Source organism: Fulvivirga sp., assembly GCF_040220315.1.
Taxonomy (GTDB): domain Bacteria; phylum Bacteroidota; class Bacteroidia; order Cytophagales; family Cyclobacteriaceae; genus Fulvivirga.
The window spans coordinates 1-21,060 of record NZ_JAVJUY010000073.1 but is presented as its reverse complement, the minus strand read 5'-3'; the positions used below and the strand labels follow the sequence as shown (position 1 = coordinate 21,060).

Genomic DNA, 21,060 nt, shown 5'->3' with positions numbered 1-21,060 from the left:
GTTTAATATAGGATGGTTGAAAAGTAATATGAATCCTAAAAAAGGAAGTAAAGCAGATTTGTATCTCGAAAGTGTTCCATAATTAGGTGCTGAAAAAGCTAAAAATGTTACAGTAATGATAATAAACATAAGACAGGACACTACCATCAAAAATTCAGTATTGGATAACTGCTTAGGAAAGTATATCAAACGGGATATTGTTAAAAGAAATAGTATTAGGCATTCAATACCTTGAAAAAACATTAAGCTTGATTGTGCCTCCCATATAAATGGGCGATACAAGCCGGAGATAAGGGCCTTTGGAACTGACAAGATAAAGCCACTTACATCATTCAACTGATCAAAAACAATGTAATTCCCCGGACTTGATTGCGCAGCATATGCCTGATAATTCCTGACAATTACGCCATGTATTTCGGATAGACCGAGGTTTGGATGGAAAAGCGTTACAATCATTACTATTACCACTAAAAAGACAATATAGATTCCTGCCAGAGTAACCTTGGATTTTGATAGTTTCTCTTTGAAATCAGAAAGGTAGGTTGCAAATAAAAGTGTAAGCGCAACAGATATAAACACACCCGCATAATAGTATTTCAGCTTCCAAAGCAGGAAGAAAAAAAAAGCGAATGCCAAAACATCTGTTATCCTATATTTTTTATCAACTACCCATGACACAACATAAGTAGAGAGCACACAAATTAAGAAGAAGCTCATGCTCTCTTTAATGATTCCAGATGACCAAAAAACTACTGACGGAATAAAAAACAAAGACAGTAAAATAGCCAATTTCTGTGCAGGGTAATGCTTAATAAGTAATCGAGCAAAAACCCATGCTCCGTAAAAAGAGAGCAATGAAAAATAAGATGCCACAATCCAATAATTATTGGCCGAGACTAAGCAAAACACACTCGTTATTTTAGTAAAAAACAGTGCCCTTGGCTCATATACAAATTGCGATTTATAGACCTGTTCTGATGATGTATTTAGAAAGTTTAGATAGTTAGTTGGTGACGTTAATGCCAAATCAGCCAATTGAGCGGCTTCTTTAAAATAGGTTAGCGTGTCTCCATAGCCATAGTAATACATATACAGCCAGCCCAATAAAATTCCGCTTATTATTTTTAAGGCAAGGCCTCCTATTGTTAAAAATTTGAACCCTACACTTTTTCTTACTAATAGATAGCTACACGCAGCTAAAAAAATGATATTCACTATTTGAACTACCAATGCCATTAAGTTCCTGCTAAAATTGAGTTTCCAATACTACAACTTAAGCATTTTCTTTCTGAGCAATAGTTATTATAAAGGTGAATCATGCCCTGTGAATCAGCGGCACTTTTAGGTTTGAGACCCAATTCCTGATATATACGTGTTAATTTATTATTCTCCGACTTTAGTTCTTCTAAAAGGGTAACTGCACGCTCAGTGTATTTGTAGTCATCAACAGTTTGTCCATAAGCGACTAGTAATGGTGCAATTGTATTTATTGCAACCAAATCGAATGTGCTTTTGCCTATGCCTCCATTTTTAGATTTTGTCTCCTTACCAAAATGATAGTGCTTATGCCAGTATCTGCCCGGTGATATTCTCAACCATTTTTCTAGGTATTTTATATCAGGATTGTTGATAAATTCCTGAAAAATAGATTGTTTATTCGCTAGAATAGCTGCCAATTGCCCCAAACGAAGTGTAGGAAAGCTTGCCGGCCTAAGTCGTAAAAATTTCCAGCTAGCGACAATCAAATGTGGTTTTAAATCATACTTGGCAGTGAAGAACTTAAATTTTACTTTTAATTCATTGAAATAGTGATCATTCATAGGTTCATCAAGAAAGCCTGCCATTCCAAAAAGAAGGGCTTCGATATCTTTAGTATCTTGATTATGCTTTTTTATTAATTTGAATGCCAGGCTTCTCGCCAATGATTCAAAGGCTTCTTTATTGACTTTCAGACCGAATGCCAATAATAAATAACAGTAAGCCGTTTCTTCCCAATCACCATGAGTAGAGTTTAATATCTTCAGTACTTCCTCAGATTTCTGTTTCAAACGCTCAACCAGTAGCTTATCGAGCATAGAATACTTTGTAATTGCATCTATTTGTGCAAATGAACCTTCACAAGGAATGCTAACCCCACTGCTATTAATTAACGACTTATACCTGCTTACAAGGTTCAAATCCACTCTTGATTTAAGCTCCAGTGTTGGAATGACAGTACCGTCTTTTCTCTGAATTTCTTTATCGTGTTGCCAAACTACATGAAGGATTACATCTTCATAGGCAGGATCCATCTGATGTTGATGATCATACCAGCTGGATGACGTTATATGCAATTCCACACTCCCTGACCATTCTATATTTCCTATTTTAATTCTCGATTCTCTAAAATCCGGCCCGGCATCAGAATTGTGAAACCCTGTTGTTAGTATTGAAATAGTTTCGTCATCGGCTGTTTTTAATGCCGACTTATCAAAATATTGATGCTTCCAAACGTAGTGCAAAAAGGCCTCTTGCATACTATATGTATTTATTGAGGTAGCCTTTCATTTCATTTTGAAGCTGGGATGCGGCATTTCCTGCAGATTGCGCAAAATTTTCATCAGAACCTGCATAAATAATTCCTCGAGAACTATTTACGAGTAATCCGCATTCGCTATTCATTCCTTCTTTACTCACAGCTTCTAAATCGCCACCCTGTGCTCCAACACCGGGCACTAGAAAGAAATTGTCTGGCGCCAATGAACGAATATGACCAATTCTTTCTGCTTGTGTTGCCCCCACCACAAACATTAACTGCTCAGAAGTTGCCCACTGTCTGCTTTTTTCAATGACAGCTTCATACAATGCTTTTTCATTCTTATCCTCTATAATCTGAAAATCATGGCTTCCTGTATTAGAAGTATGTGCCAATAAAATCACCCATTTATCATTAAACTCTAAAAAAGGAGTTACTGAATCTGCGCCCATATAAGGGGCAACTGTGATCGAATCAAAATTCATAGTTTCAAAAAAGGCCTTGGCATACAGTTTTGATGTGTTGCCAATATCGCCTCGCTTGGCATCTGCAATAGTGAAAATGTCATTCGGGATATAATCCAATGTCTTTTGAAGACTTTCCCAACCTTTGGTGCCCAATGCCTCATAGAAAGCAATGTTTGGCTTATAAGCTACACAATATTTATAGGTGGTATCAATAATTTGCCTATTGAATTCAAAAACAGGGTCGCCTGTCTTTTTAAGATGTGTAGGTATTTTATTAATGTCTGTATCTAAGCCTACACATAGGTAAGACTCTTTCTTCTTAATTTGAGCAACCAGTTGAGCTTTGTTCATAAGTGTAAAAATAAAAAAGGCCACTTATTAGTGGCCTCATATATCAAAATTATTAATTCCAATTATCTCAAATCGATTATATCAACACCAGGAAAATCAGCGGCATTAAATGCAAAATCTGAATCCTTGGAATTATTTAACTGTTTAAAATCTTTAATAGTGTATTTGTACTTATTACCAGACTTATCAAACATAGTCCAGCTTTTTAAACTGTTATCTTTCTTTGATATGAAGAGCTTAATTTTAAAAAACTGTGCATCTCTATCGTTTGGAATTAGATCGATTTCTGAACAAAGGGCTCCATTTATCGTCTGTTCACCAATTAAAACATACTTGTAGCCATTTTTATAAGCATCATATATTTTAGATGGCGACATCTCATCATCTTCAGGATTGTAATTATCTATGTTTACTTCGTTCACATCTGGTAGATAGGTCCAAACAGTAGTGCCATTGTTGATAACCAGTTGCTCTTCTAATTCCAGCTTGTACATTTCTCCTTTCACGGAAATCTTACCACTAAATTGCTCATTTAGTCCCTCCGTTTCGTTAATTAAACTTGAGGTAATAGCTGCACTGTAAGCCGGTATCTTTTTGTATTTGGCACTCATGGCATCTAATACAGCTAGGGCATTTTCATCGTACTGCGCCATGCTTGCCGTGACAAACACTCCAAATACTACGGCTAAAACTAATTTTTTCATATTAAATTCTGATTTTACTCTTTTCTAACTATTTATTGTTCGTTCAGGCTGTTCAATAATTGTTCCAAACTATATTCATCTGGAACTAAAACTTCTCTTGCCTTGCTTCCTTCAAACGGACCAACGATTCCTGCTGCCTCTAACTGGTCAATAATTCTGCCAGCTCTGTTATATCCAAGCTTTAATTTACGCTGAATTAACGAAGTACTACCCTGTTGGTGCATAACAATAACACGAGCGGCATCATCAAACATCGCATCTCGATCCGACAAATCCACTTCGCCCACACCTGTACTATCGCCTTCACCCACGTATTCCGGAAGCATATAAGCAGAATCGTACCCACGTTGATTACCAATAAATTCGCAAATGCGATCTACTTCTTCAGTATCTACAAAAGCACATTGGATTCGGATTAAATCGGAACCTTGAGATAGCAACATATCTCCCATACCTATCAGCTGATCTGCTCCGCCAGTATCAAGAATCGTTCTTGAATCAATTTTTGAAGTAACTCTAAATGAGAGCCTTGCCGGGAAATTAGCCTTAATAATACCTGTTATAACATTTACCGATGGTCTTTGAGTGGCCACCACTAAGTGTATTCCAATTGCCCGAGCCAACTGTGCTAATCTGGCAATAGGCGTTTCTACCTCTTTGCCGGCAGTCATCATTAAATCTGCTAACTCATCAATAACTAATACGATATAAGGTAAAAATCGATGTCCTTTTTCAGGGTTAAGTCTTCGTTTTATGAACTTAGCGTTATACTCTTTCAGGTTTCTGGCTCCGGCCTCTTTAAGCAAATCGTACCTATTATCCATTTCAATACATAATGAATTCAATGTATTGATTACCTTCTTTGTATCTGTGATAATCGCCTCTTCACCATCAGGTAACATTGCCAAAAAGTGCCTTTCAATTTTATTAAAAAGAGTCAATTCCACCTTTTTTGGATCGACAAGTACGAATTTGAGTTGTGAAGGGTGTTTTTTATACAGTAGTGAGGTTAACAGTACATTTAATCCTACTGATTTGCCCTGGCCTGTGGCACCTGCCATAAGAATATGGGGCATTTTGGCAAGATCGATTACATGCACTTCGTTTGAGATGGTTTTACCTAGAGCAACCGGCAATTCCTTATCGCTCTTCATAAACTTCTCAGTTGAGAGTACCGATCTGATACCTACCATCTCACTGTTTTTATTAGGCACCTCAATACCGATGGTGCCTTTTCCTGGTATTGGGGCAATAATACGGATACCCAACGCAGCCAAACTTAGTGCAATGTCATCTTCAAGGTTCTTGATTTTAGAAATCTTTATGCCTGCCTCCGGTACAATTTCATACAGTGTTACAGTGGGACCGATAGTCGCCTTGATACTGTTAATACCAATTTTAAAATTGACCAGTGTTTCAATAATCTTATCCTTATTGGCTTCTAGTTCTTCTTTAGTTACTTGTGCTTTACTATTGTCATGATCGTCAAGCAACTCCAGCGTTGGATATTTATATGAACTTAAATCTAAGGTAGGATCATAGTTCTCCTGAGAATCTGCTGTTTTCTCTTCCTTCTTTTCCTCCTCTACTTCAAACGCTGGTTGTGGCTCTTCCTTTGCTGGTAGTTCTACATCCAACTCAAGGTTGGGTTCTTCCTTTTTCTTAACTACATTCTCTTGCTTTGGGGCTTCAAAAACAACTTCATTCTCGGGTTCATCTTCCTTTTCTTCTTGCAACTTAGCTACTTCTTCCTCCTTATTTTTTACTACCCAAGATTCGCTTTCATCATCTACTTCCTCGTCATCTTCCAGTAAATCACCATCGTCTTCTACAATTGGTTGTGGAGTTTTATCATCTACTATTTCATCACCATCAACCACTGTTTTACTTTGTAGGCCAATAAGAGTTGTTACATTGAAGAAATAAATGACAAACACCAAAAAAGTAAAAATTAGAAAGAGTAATGTACCCCAACCGATGAGGCCTTCTAAAACTATGGCTAGTTCATAACCAATTCCACCACTTAAAAAGCCCCATTCAGAAACTCCTTCTGAGTTATACACCGAGTAGCCTAATAATAGACTAAGCCAGATTGTAAAAAACAGGCAAAACGTAAGTGTTGATTTAACCGAGATTATTTCACGTTTAAAAACAATCTTATGCCCCATTATAAAAAGGAGCGGTGGCGTAAAAAATGCCGCCAAACCAAACCACTTGAAAATGAAGTTGTGAGATATGATTGCACCATAAAGGCCCAGCCAGTTTTCAGCCTCTCGGCCCGATTGTATTACTCCTGTTTCTTTGATGGCTTCAACAACACTTTGGTCTGCCTTGCCTGTGAACAGATAAGAAATGAAAGCCACAAATAGATAAAAGGCACTTATCATCAAGAAAAAGCCAACTGCCAATTGGAATCTTTTATCCTTAAAGAATGTAAGGTTCAACTTTAGCTTTGAGCCCTTCTCTTTTTTTGATTCCTTGAAAGTATTGGATTTGTAGGTGTTTTTGGCCATTCCGTCAAAAATACAAAGCTAGTGAATATAATGAAATGTCAGTGTTACAATTAATTACAACAATACTATAACGAAGCAATCTTCTTATTAATATCCTTAATCAGCTCTGGCCCTTCGTATATAAATCCGGTATAAATTTGCAATAAGGAAGCACCTGCATCTAACTTTTCAATAGCGTCTTGTGCAGACATTATGCCACCTACACCAATTATTGGAAAATTGGGCCCAAGGTTTTTTCTCAGATATTTGATTACTTGAGTGGACATATCTCTAACAGGTTTACCACTGAGACCTCCCACACCAATTGCCGCTACTTTATCTTTTGAAGTAGCCAGTCCTTCTCTTGATATGGTTGTGTTAGTGGCAATTAAACCATCCAGTTTTACATCTCTGGCTATCTCAACAATATCTTGTAACTGATCTTCGGTTAAATCAGGTGCTATTTTTAATAGAAGTGGTTTTCTCTTGTCCTTTTCATTATTAATTGCCTGTAGTTTAGTCAGGATTTCAGTCAAGGGGCCTTTATCTTGAAGAGCTCTTAGATTTGGTGTGTTCGGTGAGCTTACATTCACCACAAAATAATCTACATAATCAAATAACTGATTGAAGGTTATTTCATAATCTTTAAAGGCATCTTCATTGGGAGTAATTTTATTCTTACCAATATTACCACCAACCAAAATAGATGAGTTTCTACCTTTAAGTTTTTTGACAGCCGCTTCAACCCCTTGATTGTTGAAGCCCATTCTATTTATAATGGCCTTATCTTTCTTTAGCCTAAATAACCTTGGTTTATCATTACCGGGCTGCCCTTTAGGTGTAAGCGTGCCAATTTCAATGAAACCAAAGCCAAAGCAAGCCAACTGATCAATCAACTTGGCATCTTTGTCAAAACCAGCTGCCAAACCTACAGGGTTGGGAAATTTTAATCCAAAGTACTCTCGCTCCAATTTCTTGTTGGTGATGGTATATAGCCTTTTCCAAAGCCAATTTATGCCAGGTAGGAATGACAAAAATCTAATTGTTGAAAAAGTAAAGTGATGCACCTTTTCGGGGTCAAAAAGAAAAAGAATGGGTCTTATGAATGCTTTATACACAGAAATGGACTTATATTAATTTGGCGCAAATTTAGTCTTTTGAAATAAAGCACATCAACTCCTTGGATGAAATTCCTGAATCACCTGTTTTAAATAGTCACGATCCAGGTGGGTGTAGATCTCTGTTGTGGTTATAGACTCATGGCCCAACATTTCCTGCACTGCTCGTAAATCAGCTCCACCTTCAATAAGATGAGTAGCAAATGAATGACGAAATGTATGCGGACTAATGTTCTTTTTAATGCCAGCTGCTTTTGCCAGATTTTTAATGATGGTGAAAATCATCACCCTCGTCAATTTCTTACCTCTCCTATTTAAAAAAGCAAAATTCTCCTGGCCTGCCTGTGTTGGAACATGCACACGCACTTCGCGTCTGTATATATTCAAGTATTTTAGGGCATCCTTTCCTATAGGTACCAGTCGTTCTTTATCCCCCTTGCCAACTACTCTTAAAAAACCAATGTCTTCCAAAATATTTGTTAATCTTAAATCAATAAGTTCAGAAACCCTTAGCCCAGAGCTATACAGCACTTCTAACATAGCTCGATTTCGCTGACCTTCCGGGGTTGAATGATCAATGGCCTCAAACAATTTTTCGATCTCGCTAAAGTCTAATGTGTCAGGTAACTTCCTGCCAAGTTTTGGCCCTTCAATTAAAGCTGTGGGATCATTATCCAATAAATCTTCAAAAATCAGGTATTTGTAAAAAGCTTTAATACCTGACAGAATTCTTGCCTGGGAATGTGCCGAAAGCCCCAACTCATTCACATAAGCTAAAAAGCCCTGGAGTTGAGTGCCGGTTACTTTCAACGGATCTGTTTTATCCTCTGTAATCGCAAAGTACTGCGCCAGCTTCTCAATATCCCTGACATAGGCTTCAATTGAATTGGGTGAAAGCGATCGCTCCAACCGAAGATAATTTTTGAAAAGTTTGATTTGTGGCGCCCAGCTCATTAGGATTGAAATTACTCCTTTTCAACTGAATTCATGAAAAATATCTGAATCGAATGCCGTAAAGCAAGAATATTGTAGTTTTATCATTAAGATGAAAATATTAATCATTAACGGCCCAAATTTAAATCTACTAGGAAAAAGAGAACCTGAAATTTATGGTTCTGCCTCATTTGAAGCGTTCTTGAAAATATTACGATCGCAGTACCCGAAAATTACCATTGACTATTATCAAAGTAATGTTGAGGGTGAGCTGATCAATAAAATTCAGGAAGTGGGTTTTAGTTATGATGGCATCGTGCTAAATGGCGGTGCCTACACTCATACCTCTGTGGCTATTGCTGACGCTATTGCCGCAATAGAAACCCCAGTTATTGAGGTTCATATCAGTAATATCTATAGGCGAGAAGAATATAGACATATTTCATTAACCGGTAAAAACTGCGCAGGTGTTATTACTGGCTTGGGTCTCAACGGTTACAAGCTCGCCATCGAACATTTTTTAGGAAAGGAGGCCTTATGATAATTTTCTATCCTGGGCCATCTAAAGTAGAGGACAAACTTTCTGAATACTTTGCTGAAGCACATGTGCAGGGCATATTAAGCATGAACCATCGCAGTCCTGAATGCATGAAACTGGTAGAGGACACTAATGCGCTCATCAAAAGGAAACTGAATGTGCCTGAGGATTATAGTATATTCTACCTTTCTTCCGCCACAGAATGTTGGGAAGTGTTAGCGCAATCTTATGACGGCATTAGCTATCATTTCTATAATGGCAGTTTTGGTGAGAAATGGTTTAACGCCACAAGACGAATTAATCCACAAACCATTGGGTATCAGTTTGATTTAAATAAGGAGTTAAAACTGGGTGAACTGGATCTATCAATGGAAGAAGGATTAGTTTGCATAACCCAAAATGAAACCTCTAATGGGACCAAAGTTTCGAATAAACGAATTGCAAAAGTTCGAAAGAAATACCCCGATCATTTAATCGCAATTGACGGCACTTCCTCTTTAGGTGGAGCATTTTTGCAGATAGAAAATGCCGATATTTGGTATGCTTCAGTTCAAAAATGCTTTGGTTTGCCGGCTGGCCTTGCTGTGATGATTTGCTCTCCCAAAGCGGTGCAAACAGCCAATGGTTTCGGAGAAAACAAGCATTACAATAGCTTAACCTCCATAATTAAAAACATGGAGAAATACCAAACCACCCATACGCCTAACGTTTCAACAATTTACCTGCTGAATAGAGTATTGAATGAACGAAAAAACATTTCTAAAGTATCTAATAAATTAGAAAAAAGAGCTGCTGTATTCTATGACTTTATTGGTGCAAAAGAGTTAGTTAAACCACTTGCAGATAAGAAAAACATCCGGTCTAATACTGTTTTTACTATTAGAGGAAAATCAGAAATTATTGAAAGTGTTAAAGCTAAAGCCCTTGAGAAAGGACTAAAGCTGGGCAATGGGTATGGTGATTGGAAAAAGGATACGTTCAGAATCGCTAATTTCCCACAGATAGCTAATAAAGAAATGAAAAAGCTGTTATCATTTTTAGATGAAAATCTCACATAGAATTAACATTTATACTCTGTGAACTTGAGTATTTAAACTAGCTTTGCAAAATGATTACAGTTAAGGACATTTTTTCAGTAACACTTATTCTATTCTCTGTAATAGATATTTTAGGCTCTGTGCCAATTGTAATAGATCTTAGAAAAAAACAAGGCAAAATTCACTCTGGCAGAGCAACAATTATCTCAGGTGCGTTAATGATTGCTTTCTTATTTCTCGGGCAAAGTATTCTTAAGTTATTCGGTCTTGATGTAGGATCTTTTGCCGTAGCAGGTGCCATTGTGATGTTTATCATTGCTATGGAGATGATTTTAGGAGTAACTTTGTTTAGAAACGAAGGTGAGAGTAAGGCTGGGTCTATCGTTCCCTTAGCATTTCCATTGATTGCCGGTGCCGGAACATTAACAACAATTCTCTCACTAAGAGCCGTTTACGAAACACCAAATATCCTTATCGGAATTGTTATCAACCTATTGTTTGTGTATTTGGTACTGAAGTCAACCAATTGGCTTGAAAGAAAAATTGGTGAATCTGGTTTTAATATTTTAAGAAGGGTTTTCGGTATCATTTTATTAGCGATCGCTGTTAAAATATTTAAAGAACATATCGGACTTATCGGATGATTACCATCTTCACAGATGGAGCCGCTAAAGGCAACCCTGGTCCGGGGGGGTATGGTGTGGTGATGATGGCTAATGTAAATGGCAAACCCTACCGCAAAGAACTCAGTGAAGGCTTTAAAAACACCACCAACAACCGTATGGAATTGCTGGCTGTAATTGTTGGGTTGGAAACTCTAAAGAAGCCCGGAACTCCTGTTACCATCTACTCTGATAGCAAATACGTAGTGGATGCCGTTGAAAAAGGCTGGATTTGGAACTGGCAAAAGAAAGGTTTCAAAGGCAAAAAGAATATCGACTTGTGGCAGCGATTTATCCCTTTATTCAAGCAACACAAAGTAAAGTTTGTTTGGGTAAAAGGCCATGCCGGACTCAAAGAAAATGAGCGTTGCGATCAACTGGCGGTAGAAGCTGCAGAAGGTGGTGGTTTGAAGGATGATGTGGGGTATATTGGCAACTAGTCACAAGCAACAAGTCACTAGCTGATAGCAACCGCCCTCACAAAATAATAAGTCATCATTAGGCTGGCAATCAGCTCAAGCAACAACATAAAATGGTATACTGTTAATCCTCGATAGGTCGTTTAGCTTTTTTTATTCATTTGAGTTAAGAAAGTGATCAAGTATTTATTATTTAATTTAAAGGTACATTTCGTAATTTTATTTAATGGAACAAGCACTTATCAATAGAATCACTGTTAATCCGAACATTTGTCATGGAAAGCCCACCATAAGAAATAAAAGATATACGGTTGATTTAGTGTTAGACTTGCTGGCTGCAGGCTCCTCACATCAAGAGATTTTAGATGATTACCCAAATTTAGAGGAAGAAGATATTCTTGCGTGTTTAGCATATGCTACGAAGATTACTAAATACAAGAGCTACACTAAAATTTCAGTATGAAATTATTAGTAGACGCACAGCTTCCTATAAAACTCTGTGAAATATTAAAGCAACTAGGGCTAGAATCCATTCATGTTGGTATGCTGCCCAATGGTGATGAAAGTACTGATGCTGAAATCACCGAATATTCAGATAAAATGAACCTAATGGTCCTAACCAAAGACATAGATTTTTATCATTCTCATATGACTATTGGAAAGCCAAAAGACTTTTTCTCGTAACAACTGGTAATTTGAAGAATAAACAATTGTTTGATCTCTTCAGAAACAACTTTCTTCTAATAAGAAACGCTCTGGAAAGAAGTAACTTTATTGAGTTAAGTAATGAGGGGATTACCGAACAAGAGTAGTCGATTAAACTTTTTCGTTTATCAAAACAACTCAATAACGGCCTTCACAAAATAATAAGTCATCATTAGGCTGGCTATGAGCTTAATCAGTGTACCAAAAAGAAATCCGATAAATGAACCCCATGCAGAGCGCATGGCATCTTTTCGTTCTCGGCCTACCATTAACTCGCCCACAAATGCACCTAACATTGGCCCAATGATTATACCCAAGGGCGGAAAGAAAAGTACTCCTAATATAAGTCCGACAATCGAGCCCGAAACCCCTGCTCTGCTACCACCATATTTTTTTGTTCCATAGGTAGGCACCACATAATCCAGCCCTTGTGCTATAATTGTAACCCCCGCCCAAATCAGAAGAAATTTATTTGTAAAAGGAGCCGGGTCAGTTAACTGTAAAAGCAATAACCCAACATAGCTAAGTGGTGGGCCCGGAATAATGGGAAGAAAACAGCCCAATATACCTATGATCATCAACAGGCCAGAAAAGAGATAAATGACTATGTCCATAATTCTATATTGAAAGATGCCAAAATAGAAAATTTGGTTCTATTCATCTAATGTCTGCCATGACCTCTCCTTCTAGGGTGTGAGGTTACTTTGTTCATAACAGAGTCAAATATTTGCTGTTGAGTGGGGTTGCAATAGCTCCTTAATTCCCTGAAGTGATCAAAATTGGCCAATTCCAATTCTTCATATTTTGTGCCAATTTTAGAAATAATCTCTTTGGCTTCGTTTTCTTTTCGTTCTTTCATTAAAGAACTCATTTCATTTCTCAACTCCCTTATTTCTCTATTAATGGATTTCATTTTTTCAAAGTGTTTCCTACGCGCTTCTTCAAATTTTTCAATCTGCTCATCATTTAACCCTAGCTTTCTTTCAAAAAACATCTCATGTCTATGCCTTCGTGGGTCTTCATCATCAAAGCCTTTATTCATATTCCATAATAATGTCAGTGTGATTAAATTAATGACCACCAAAACAACAATGGTTGCTATTAAAAATCTATTCCGTTTCATACTCTTCTATTAATGCATAATAACTCTCTGTTACAGGATAATACTGCTCCTGCATTTCTGTTAATTGTTGTATATCGCTGATGCCATTATCCTTATAGTTAACGTTGAAATAAATACCAACATTCAGTATGACCAACCCAATTAGCAATGCCCAGCCAACATTATTTTCTTTCGATGAAAGAGTAGTTTTTCGCTCCAATCTAGCCTCTAATCGTGTATAGAAAAATGGCTTTACATGTACTTTATCCATCGCATCGAGACTGGCTAATGTCTTTTCTATTTCTTCATTCTTATTCATTTCTCACAATTTATCTTCTTTATAATACTGCTCTAACTCATTCCTTAAATTTGAATTCGCCCTAAAGATAAGTGACTCTACAGCAGACAAGCTTAGTTCCAGCACCTCGGCAATTTGTTTGTAAGACATGCCTTCAACCTTGTGTAAAATAAATGTTGCATGCTGTTTATCCGGCAGTGAATCTATTGCCTTATATAATATTTTACTACGCTCTGCATTTTCAAGTTTCACCCCTGGATGTACCCAGTCATAGGCATAGGAGCTGTACTTTTCCTCTGCACCAAACAAAGAAGTTAACCATGCAAAACGCTTACTTCTTTTATAATACCTAATCCGCTCTAACGATTTATTAACTGCAATACGATAAATCCAGGTGCCCAAGCTAGATTGCCCGTGAAAGCTTGAAATAGACTCGTGCACCTCAATAAACACTTCCTGAGCGAGATCTTCAGCCTCTTCCTCATTTTTTACATATCCCAAACACAACCTAAAAACCTTCTTCTGATTCTCTTCTACAAGATGTTTAAAAGCAGGCATATTACCTGCTTTTAGCAATTCAATTAGCTCAATTTTATCTTGTTTGCTCTGCACCCTTTTTAATGGCCTATATGTCTACCACCACGTTTATGCTCGTGTCTGTTTTCTAAAAATAATTGTTGCTCTTTAGTGAGTATCTGCTTCACATCCAATCGGTGATTTACCTCTTTTTTATTTAATTCAGTTTTTAAAGCCCCCATTTCCTCCACCAAATTTTCTATCTGCTTTCTATCTGGCTTGTCCTCATCACAGAGCGTTTTCAATTTAGCCCTTTTTTCATTCAGTTCATTTTCAATGGGTCTGATCACATCTTTAAAAGCCACTTTTAACTCCTTCATTTTAGACTCCTGCTCTTCGGTTAAATCTGGAATCTTCGGCCCTCTTTCGTCATCATCCATTTCTCTTTCAAATCTACTACCATGCATATATCCATGTTGTGCGCTGGCAAAAGTTATAGCTGCAACGGCCAATAGCAGAGTTAATCCAATCATTTTCAAATTTTCCATCATCTTTAAATTTTGAGTTTCTAAATATTTCTGACCTTTGGATGATATCTCAACATAAAACTTGCGGTAGCGCCAAACTTTTTTCATGGATATTAAAAAAGAACTTCTTAAAGAACATTCTAAAGATCAGGCTGAATACATTGCTGCCCATATAGTTACTGATAAAAGCAAGTTTAAAGAATTGATGAACTTATTCTTAGGCGATCATTACAGAACTAGCCAGCGAGCAGCATGGGTTGTGAGCAAATGCCACGACAATAACCCTGAGTTAATTAAACCTTATCTGAAAGAGATGATTAAAAACCTAGGTAAGGGCCAACATGTAGCAGTGAAAAGAAATACACTCAGAATTTTGCAAGATATTGAAATACCAGAACCACTCTGGGGGATAACGGCAGATGTTTGTTTTAAAGTAATGGAATCAGCTTCTGAAGCCATTGCTGTTAAAGTATTTGGCATGACTGTTTTGGCCAACATTTGCCAGCACGTACCTGAACTAAAAAATGAACTCAAACTTATAATAGAAGATCAAATGCCATACGGGTCAGCAGGGTTTCAAAGTAGGGCCAAAAAAGTGCTTAAGAAATTATAACACCTGCTTTTCGCTCATTTCAAAGCCCAGTTCTTCAAGTTCATTCAATATTGGGTTGTATATTTCTCTTTTTATAGGAATGTGCACTCCGGTTTCCTTGATTTCACCTTTCAGCACCATCTTAGCCGCAATTGCTACAGGTAACCCCACTGTTTTTGCCATGGCAGTATTTGTAGCATCATCACCTACTGCAACTAACGTGCTGTGGATCTCGCGCTTTATATCACCTTCCAGGTATTCAAACTTATGCCACATCACTATCATGTCTCGATCCTCAGGCTCCAAAGACCATTTCTTTTTAAGAATGTGTTCCAGAATTTGAGCCGGAGTTCCTTTATCGAGCCCAACAAGTTCTTTATCAAACATTCCCACCCATTTCATTCTGTGCATCTCAGGCCCTTCCAAATCAAGACCCATGTAATGCGCCAGTTTCAACTCTACTGAATCATGTGGATTATACGACAAGAATGAATTTAGAAATTCACGGTGCGTCATTTCACCCACACCTTCCATTTCATAGGTATCATCAGTAGCTCCTAATTGAACAAAAATATCCCATGTTCTGCAAAATCCCGGTCTTCTAAATGTGCCTCTATAAATGGTTGAAATTCCTCTCAAGCCGTAAACATCTAAATACTTTAGTGAATCTCTATTCGCATATCCTTCGAAATATCCATAGCCGGGAATATGCACTTGTTCAGTTCTCCTGAAAAGTTTTTGATAAGGTATGTATTTGTATTTATCCTCCTGAATAAACTTAACAATACCCTGACCTGCCAAAACTACATTGCGCGGATTCCAGGTAAATTTGTATTCCCACGGGTTGTCATCATCAGTTCCCGGAGCTAATAATCCTCCAGTAAAAGATTCAAAAGCAGTTAGTTTATGCCCAGCCTCTCTGATTTTGTCTATCACCTGCATAGCAGACATGTGATCAATTCCAGGATCTAAACCACACTCATTCAACAAGAAAACACCTTTCTTTTTGGCCTCTTCATCCAACGCTTTCATGTCATTGGAAACATAGGAGGCAGTAAGCATATGCACCCCTTTTTCAACACACACCTTGGCCACTAAAGGATGATAATTTGCTGGAAGCATTGAAATAACAATATCAGCCCTTTCTACCTCACTTACACACTGATCATGATTGTTAATATCAAACTGAAAAGCCTCTGCAACCTCGCTGCCATTGCACTTGTTTTTGGCTAAATCCAAAGAATAGTCTCCAACTCTTAATTTCCAATCATGAGCCGAACACTCTTTAATTAGATAATCTATTAAAGAGGTAGCCGATCTGCCTGCCCCCAGAACTAATATTAACTTCATTATATTTTTAGTCTTTTTTAGCGGGCTCAAATAAAAGAATTAACATGCGCAATCAACAATTCCCAGTAATAAAAATTTTAATGGAAGTCGTAGAAACGTATATTGCAAGGCTCAATTACTAAATAAAGTCATAAATGACCCGTTTAACTGACAACTTTAAGGTATACGAAAACTATCATGATTTAGAAGAAGAATATAAAGTTCTGATTCAAAAAGCGGAAGAGGCACTTCTCACCAGTTATTCACCTTATTCGGGTTTTACTGTGGGCGCAGCACTTAAATTGGATAATGGCCACTACATACTAGGTGCAAATCAAGAAAATGCATCTTACCCGGCAGGTCTTTGTGCAGAACGTGTGGCGCTTTTTCAGAAAGGTGCTATTGCAATGGAGCAGAGAATAACTGCATTGGCCGTGATTGCCAGAAGAAAAGATGAGGATGGTTATAGATCGGCAGGTCCTTGCGGTATGTGTCGTCAGGTAATGCTAGAATTTGAGCAAGCACAATCACAAAAAATGAAAGTATTATTCAAGGGCGATGGGAATTCCTGGATCCTTTCTGACTCTTCATCTGCACTTCTTCCTTTTTCATTTGGAAAGGATAATCTATGATCTTTACCTTTAATCTTTTTAATTTATAAGTATATTGTAAATTCGAATATTGGCTTTATAATTCATCTCCTTTTATGGGGCAAAACCTGAAAAAACTTTCACTTCTACAACAGACTTACCTCCTTTTTGGCGGATTTGCTCTTTTAGCCATTATCAACTTTGTGATCATTAAAACTGCACATGATGATTACAAAACCTTTGAAGTCAAGTTTAAGGAACTTCAGCATCTTAAAAATCAAACATTACAGCAACAAGAATTAACTTTTGAGGCTATAAAAGATACTTCTAAAGTAGACATTCTGAAGGAGCGCTTTAACTATATTGAATCAACCTTACGGGTGTTAAAAAAAGGTGGGAAATTGCCTTTTACAAAACAAGAAATTGATCCTGGATCCGAGAATTTAGGTGTTACAATAGAAAATCTGATTGATAAATGGACTGCCATTAAAGCGATTCAAAGTAATATATTATTTGAGGCTCCGAAGAAAGACACTACAGTTCAGCAATCAGTGATGGTTCAGTTAAACGATTCAACTTCTACCACAGAAATTCAGAATAACACAATTTCCATTGACAACCAGGTTTATAAACAATCTGTTAATGTGCTACGATTAGAGCTGGAACAGTTTTATATAATGCTCTCAGATTTAGGCCCTGTTTTAAAGGAGGATCAGGAAAAATCCAGCGAATGGCTCCTTCTTATTCTTATTTTCTTTCTTGTATTTAACCTTACAGCAATAATTGTAGTGCTACTCCTAATTAAGAAAAACCTGTTTAACCCTCTCAATAATTTAGGGTCACTTATCTCAAATGAAGAATTCAATAAAAAGTCAGATTATAATCAACCTAATGAACTAGGAATCATAGCAAAAAGCATCAATCGATTAGTTGATATGCTGGCCAACTCTACAGATTTTGTTCGAAAAATTGGTGAAGGCAAATTAGATGAGTCAATAGTAGGAGTAAACGAATCAGAGGTAAGGGAAGGCAGTCTTCAGGCTGCGCTACTTAATATGCGCGACCAAATGAAAAAAATGGATGAAGAAGAAGCAGAAAGAAACTGGACAACACAAGGTCTGGCAAAATTTGTGGATATCTTAAGAGCCAGCGATAACGTTCAGGAATTGAGTGATGAAATCATTTCTAGCCTTGTTGAATATACAAACTCTAACCAGGGTGGTATTTATATAATTAATGAAGAAGATGAAGATGATAAATTTTTAGAACTCATTTCGCTTTATGCTTTTGATACAAAGAAATATGATACAAGAAAGTATCGAATGGGCGAAGGATTAGTTGGACAAACCTACCTTGAAAAGAAAACCATTTACTTGCTGGAGGTACCTGAAAGCTATATTCAGATAGGCTCTGGCCTCGGAGATGCCAACCCTACTACAATCTTACTCGTGCCACTTAAAATTGAAAATGATATTTATGGTGTTATTGAATTAGCGTCATTTCATGAGTACAAAGAATATCAGATTCAATTTGTTGAAAAACTTGGTGAAAGTATCGCTTCTACAATTGCCGGAGTAAAGGCCAATCAAAAAACCAAACAGCTGCTTGAAGAGTCTCAGCAACTTACAGAGCAAATGCAGGCGCAGGAAGAAGAAATGCGTCAGAATATGGAGGAGCTTACCGCCACCCAGGAGGAAATGGGACGTAAAGAGCAAGCCGTTAACGCCCAAATTGAAGCTATTAACAGATCATTAGGCACCTGCGAATATTCGTCAGATGGTGTCATTGTTAATGCAAATAGGGTATTCACTGATGCTTTAGGATTAGATCAATCAAATGTTTCTGAATACAATTTTTACAGTTTACATGGCGGTATAAATTTATTCGATGAACTTACTCTGGGCAAAAGCTGGTCCGGCTGGCTAGAAAAAAGCCATTCTTCAGGCAATAAAGTAGAATTCAAATCCTACTTCAACCCGGTCAGAAGCGAGGACGGAGAGTTGGTTAAAATCATTGAAATAGTCACTCAATTTGAGCAAGAGGCAAAATCGAATAAGAGTAAAGAAGGAATAAATGAGCTTGCAGATGTAGAAGAAGAAATGCGTCAACAAATGGAGGAGTTGGAAATAACACAAGAGCAGCTGAATGAAAAGTTAATTACTTCTACCAATTTACTTAATGCATTTTCTGAAGACTTATACTACCTGATTTTTAATAGCTCAGGAGAAATTCTGGAGTTGAGTGTGGCACTCCAACAAAGTGTGGACACTAAAAATAATATATTGGAAATCTTCGAATCGGATATCCAGAGTTTGACCTCTGCAGAAGGTAAACTAAAGTTAAAATTGAAAGAAAAAAAGATTGAAATAGATGCTACGATGAGAATGTTTACCGACAGCATTAGTGAAGATAAGTTTTTAATTACCTGGCTTCGGCAATAGGGTAATTAAATAGATAATTGGACATATTATACGTGAATTTTATTAATTTACAATTTACAAAATACCTCTAAGCCCATCGATTAATGAAGGATATAGATATTGCAGACTTAAAGAAGATCACAGAGGTTGTGAAGACAAAGTACAACTATGACTTTACAAATTACGCAATGTCTTCTTTTAAAAGAAGAATTTCGAGAATCCTGGAAATGAACAATTTCACTATTGAAGTGCTCATGCGTAAGCTAAATGAGCCTGCCTTTTTAGATGATTTTCTAAATGAGATCACAGTGAATGTTACAGAGATGTTTAGAGATCCTTCATTCTGGAGAGTATTACGAGATGATATTATACCTGGAATCTTATTAAATCATCAAAAAATCAGAATCTGGCATGCAGGGTGCTCTTCAGGCGAAGAGGTTTTTTCTATGGCAATAATGCTAAAAGAACTGGATCTTCTCGATAGTGCCAGTCTAATTGCCACCGACTTGGACACCAATATTTTGGAGAGGGCAAAATCAGGTGAATACAACCTGAAAAATATGGAACTCAACGAAAAAAACTACATTAGGTATCAGGGCATGGGGTCTTTAAAAGACTATTATGAAGAAAAAAACGGTAGGGCAATAATGGACAAAAGCCTAGTTGAAAATGTTTCTTTCAGAAAACACGACCTGGTAAACGGGGAAATTTTCAATAAGTTCGATCTGATACTGTGTAGAAATGTGATGATTTATTTTAATCAAACATTACAAAATGAAGTGTTAAAGAAATTTCACGAAAGTTTATTTAAATATGGATACCTGGCCATTGGTTCCAAGGAATCTCTCATATGGTGTGATATTGCGAATAAGTTTATAATCGTTAATAACGAAGAGAAAATTTATAAAAAGATTAAGGACTGAGAGACTCTATAACCGGTGACTGATTTTAAATTAGATAATCGATATAAGGCCATAGTTATAGGCGGTTCGGCAGGAAGTTTTCAGGGAATAGTGAAGATTTTATCCGCACTCCCTACTAACTTTCCGCTACCGATAATTATGTGCTTGCATAGATTGAAACACGTAAGAAATGGTTTCGTAGAGGCGCTGTCGATTAAGAGTACAATTGAAATTGTAGAACCGTACGATAAAGAACATATTAAAAAAGGAAAAGTCTATTTGGCACCATCAAATTATCATATGTCAACAGAGTTAGGTCATTACTTCAGTTTATCAACAGAAGAAATGATTAATAACTCCAGGCCTGCGATTGATATCACGCTAGGTACTACAGCCTATGTTTTTAGAGATAAGTTAATTGGCATCTTACTTTCAGGCGCAAACAGGGATGGTGGTATGGGTATGAAATATATTAAAGATCGTGGTGGTATGACAATCGTTCAGGAACCAAGTGAATGTATGATTGATACAATGCCAAAAGCAGCAATGAATCTCACAACCATTGATCATGTGCTTAAAATTGATGAGATTGTAGAGTTTTTTAATCAATTACATAAACAGTATAAGTAAATGAAATTAGATCAGCGAAAAGTAAGCATAGCCCTTGTCTTAGTTTATATCATCTGCGGTATCTACGCTACTTATACGTTATTCACGCTCCAAAACGATTTAATTTATGATGTTCAGGCTTTGGAGGTTTCAGATTTGGATAGCGCTGCTCCTGTTCTTAATGGTCTTTATTTTTCTATGGGTCTATGTATTTTGGCGGGATTAGCTGTGCTT

25 protein-coding genes are annotated in these 21,060 nt (G+C 37.1%); 12 read left to right on the top strand and 13 right to left on the bottom strand.

Going from position 1 to position 21,060, the window contains the following annotated elements; genetic code table 11:
• The 7 genes from RLO81_RS03280 to xerD form a co-directional block, all read right to left on the bottom strand.
• A partial coding sequence (locus tag RLO81_RS03280) for a hypothetical protein (protein ID WP_350107186.1) occupies positions 1-1,236 on the bottom strand: 1,236 nt, incomplete at its 3' end.
• Positions 1,236-2,516: a DUF2851 family protein gene (locus tag RLO81_RS03275; protein ID WP_350107184.1), complete on the bottom strand. Its 1,281-nt coding sequence runs from the start codon at positions 2,514-2,516 to the stop codon at positions 1,236-1,238. The genes RLO81_RS03275 and RLO81_RS03280, both read right to left, overlap by 1 nt.
• 1 nt (position 2,517) lies before the next feature.
• A complete protein-coding gene (gene pyrF, locus RLO81_RS03270; RefSeq protein ID WP_350107181.1) occupies positions 2,518-3,333 on the bottom strand; it encodes an orotidine-5'-phosphate decarboxylase in 816 nt (271 codons plus the stop codon).
• Positions 3,334-3,395: 62 nt separating this feature from the next.
• Positions 3,396-4,037 (bottom strand): outer membrane lipoprotein periplasmic chaperone LolA1, encoded by a 642-nt coding sequence (gene lolA1, locus RLO81_RS03265; RefSeq protein ID WP_350107178.1) that lies wholly within the window; start codon positions 4,035-4,037, stop codon positions 3,396-3,398.
• A gap of 32 nt (positions 4,038-4,069) precedes the next feature.
• The gene (locus RLO81_RS03260; RefSeq protein WP_350107175.1) at positions 4,070-6,550 is read right to left on the bottom strand and encodes an FtsK/SpoIIIE family DNA translocase; all 2,481 of its coding nucleotides are present in this window, start codon (positions 6,548-6,550) and stop codon (positions 4,070-4,072) included.
• Positions 6,551-6,615: 65 nt separating this feature from the next.
• Complete coding sequence (locus tag RLO81_RS03255; protein WP_350107173.1) at positions 6,616-7,647, bottom strand: quinone-dependent dihydroorotate dehydrogenase; 1,032 nt, start codon at positions 7,645-7,647, stop codon at positions 6,616-6,618.
• Positions 7,648-7,701: 54 nt separating this feature from the next.
• Positions 7,702-8,601, bottom strand: a complete 900-nt coding sequence (gene xerD, locus RLO81_RS03250; RefSeq protein ID WP_350107170.1) for a site-specific tyrosine recombinase XerD — start codon at positions 8,599-8,601, stop codon at positions 7,702-7,704.
• 91 nt (positions 8,602-8,692) lie between these two features.
• On the opposite strand from xerD, the gene aroQ reads away from it, so the two are divergent.
• The 6 genes from aroQ to RLO81_RS03220 all read left to right on the top strand — a co-directional run bounded on the left by aroQ (position 8,693) and on the right by RLO81_RS03220 (position 11,920).
• Entirely contained in the window at positions 8,693-9,121 is a 429-nt protein-coding gene (aroQ, locus tag RLO81_RS03245) for a type II 3-dehydroquinate dehydratase (protein WP_350107167.1), read from the top strand.
• Entirely contained in the window at positions 9,118-10,176 is a 1,059-nt protein-coding gene (locus tag RLO81_RS03240; RefSeq protein ID WP_350107164.1) for an aminotransferase class V-fold PLP-dependent enzyme, read from the top strand. The genes aroQ and RLO81_RS03240 overlap by 4 nt, the downstream gene beginning before the upstream one ends.
• 50 nt (positions 10,177-10,226) lie before the next feature.
• Positions 10,227-10,799: a MarC family protein gene (locus RLO81_RS03235; RefSeq protein ID WP_350107161.1), complete on the top strand. Its 573-nt coding sequence runs from the start codon at positions 10,227-10,229 to the stop codon at positions 10,797-10,799.
• A complete protein-coding gene (gene rnhA, locus RLO81_RS03230; protein ID WP_350107158.1) occupies positions 10,796-11,257 on the top strand; it encodes a ribonuclease HI in 462 nt (153 codons plus the stop codon). Before RLO81_RS03235 ends, rnhA begins: the two co-directional genes overlap by 4 nt.
• Positions 11,258-11,462: 205 nt before the next feature.
• On the top strand, positions 11,463-11,699 hold the full coding sequence (locus tag RLO81_RS03225; protein WP_350107156.1) for a DUF433 domain-containing protein: 237 nt from the start codon (positions 11,463-11,465) through the stop codon (positions 11,697-11,699).
• Positions 11,696-11,920: a DUF5615 family PIN-like protein gene (locus RLO81_RS03220; RefSeq protein WP_350107153.1), complete on the top strand. Its 225-nt coding sequence runs from the start codon at positions 11,696-11,698 to the stop codon at positions 11,918-11,920. The genes RLO81_RS03225 and RLO81_RS03220 overlap by 4 nt, the downstream gene beginning before the upstream one ends.
• Before the next feature lie 149 nt (positions 11,921-12,069).
• On the opposite strand, the gene RLO81_RS03215 is transcribed toward RLO81_RS03220, so the two are convergent.
• From RLO81_RS03215 to RLO81_RS03195, 5 genes are read right to left on the bottom strand one after another with little or no spacing between them, the layout of a single operon-like run.
• On the bottom strand, positions 12,070-12,555 hold the full coding sequence (locus tag RLO81_RS03215) for a DUF456 domain-containing protein (protein ID WP_350107151.1): 486 nt from the start codon (positions 12,553-12,555) through the stop codon (positions 12,070-12,072).
• 47 nt (positions 12,556-12,602) lie between these two features.
• Positions 12,603-13,064, bottom strand: a complete 462-nt coding sequence (locus RLO81_RS03210) for a Spy/CpxP family protein refolding chaperone (RefSeq protein ID WP_350107148.1) — start codon at positions 13,062-13,064, stop codon at positions 12,603-12,605.
• Positions 13,051-13,362 (bottom strand): hypothetical protein, encoded by a 312-nt coding sequence (locus RLO81_RS03205; protein WP_350107145.1) that lies wholly within the window; start codon positions 13,360-13,362, stop codon positions 13,051-13,053. Before RLO81_RS03205 ends, RLO81_RS03210 begins: the two co-directional genes overlap by 14 nt.
• Positions 13,363-13,365: 3 nt before the next feature.
• Positions 13,366-13,953 (bottom strand): RNA polymerase sigma factor, encoded by a 588-nt coding sequence (locus RLO81_RS03200; RefSeq protein WP_350107142.1) that lies wholly within the window; start codon positions 13,951-13,953, stop codon positions 13,366-13,368.
• 5 nt (positions 13,954-13,958) lie between these two features.
• Entirely contained in the window at positions 13,959-14,492 is a 534-nt protein-coding gene (locus tag RLO81_RS03195; RefSeq protein ID WP_350107139.1) for a Spy/CpxP family protein refolding chaperone, read from the bottom strand.
• On the opposite strand from RLO81_RS03195, the gene RLO81_RS03190 reads away from it, so the two are divergent.
• On the top strand, positions 14,491-14,997 hold the full coding sequence (locus RLO81_RS03190) for a HEAT-like fold family protein (protein ID WP_350107137.1): 507 nt from the start codon (positions 14,491-14,493) through the stop codon (positions 14,995-14,997). The genes RLO81_RS03195 and RLO81_RS03190 overlap by 2 nt on opposite strands.
• Here RLO81_RS03190 and RLO81_RS03185 read toward each other — a convergent pair.
• Entirely contained in the window at positions 14,992-16,326 is a 1,335-nt protein-coding gene (locus tag RLO81_RS03185; RefSeq protein WP_350107134.1) for a saccharopine dehydrogenase family protein, read from the bottom strand. The genes RLO81_RS03190 and RLO81_RS03185 overlap by 6 nt on opposite strands.
• A 134-nt stretch (positions 16,327-16,460) precedes the next feature.
• Here RLO81_RS03185 and cdd point away from each other — a divergent pair, with 134 nt between their 5' ends.
• The 5 genes from cdd to RLO81_RS03160 all read left to right on the top strand — a co-directional run.
• Entirely contained in the window at positions 16,461-16,937 is a 477-nt protein-coding gene (gene cdd, locus RLO81_RS03180; RefSeq protein WP_350107131.1) for a cytidine deaminase, read from the top strand.
• A gap of 74 nt (positions 16,938-17,011) precedes the next feature.
• Positions 17,012-19,336 carry a GAF domain-containing protein gene (locus tag RLO81_RS03175; protein WP_350107128.1) on the top strand — a complete coding sequence of 775 codons (2,325 nt, stop codon included), beginning with the start codon at positions 17,012-17,014 and terminating at the stop codon, positions 19,334-19,336.
• An 83-nt stretch (positions 19,337-19,419) separates the two neighbouring features.
• Complete coding sequence (locus tag RLO81_RS03170) at positions 19,420-20,238, top strand: CheR family methyltransferase (RefSeq protein ID WP_350107125.1); 819 nt, start codon at positions 19,420-19,422, stop codon at positions 20,236-20,238.
• 15 nt (positions 20,239-20,253) lie between these two features.
• Positions 20,254-20,847: a chemotaxis protein CheB gene (locus RLO81_RS03165; protein ID WP_350107122.1), complete on the top strand. Its 594-nt coding sequence runs from the start codon at positions 20,254-20,256 to the stop codon at positions 20,845-20,847.
• Positions 20,848-21,060, top strand: a 213-nt coding sequence (locus tag RLO81_RS03160; protein WP_350107120.1) for a hypothetical protein, incomplete at its 3' end; no start/stop codon positions are given. It abuts the gene before it with no gap.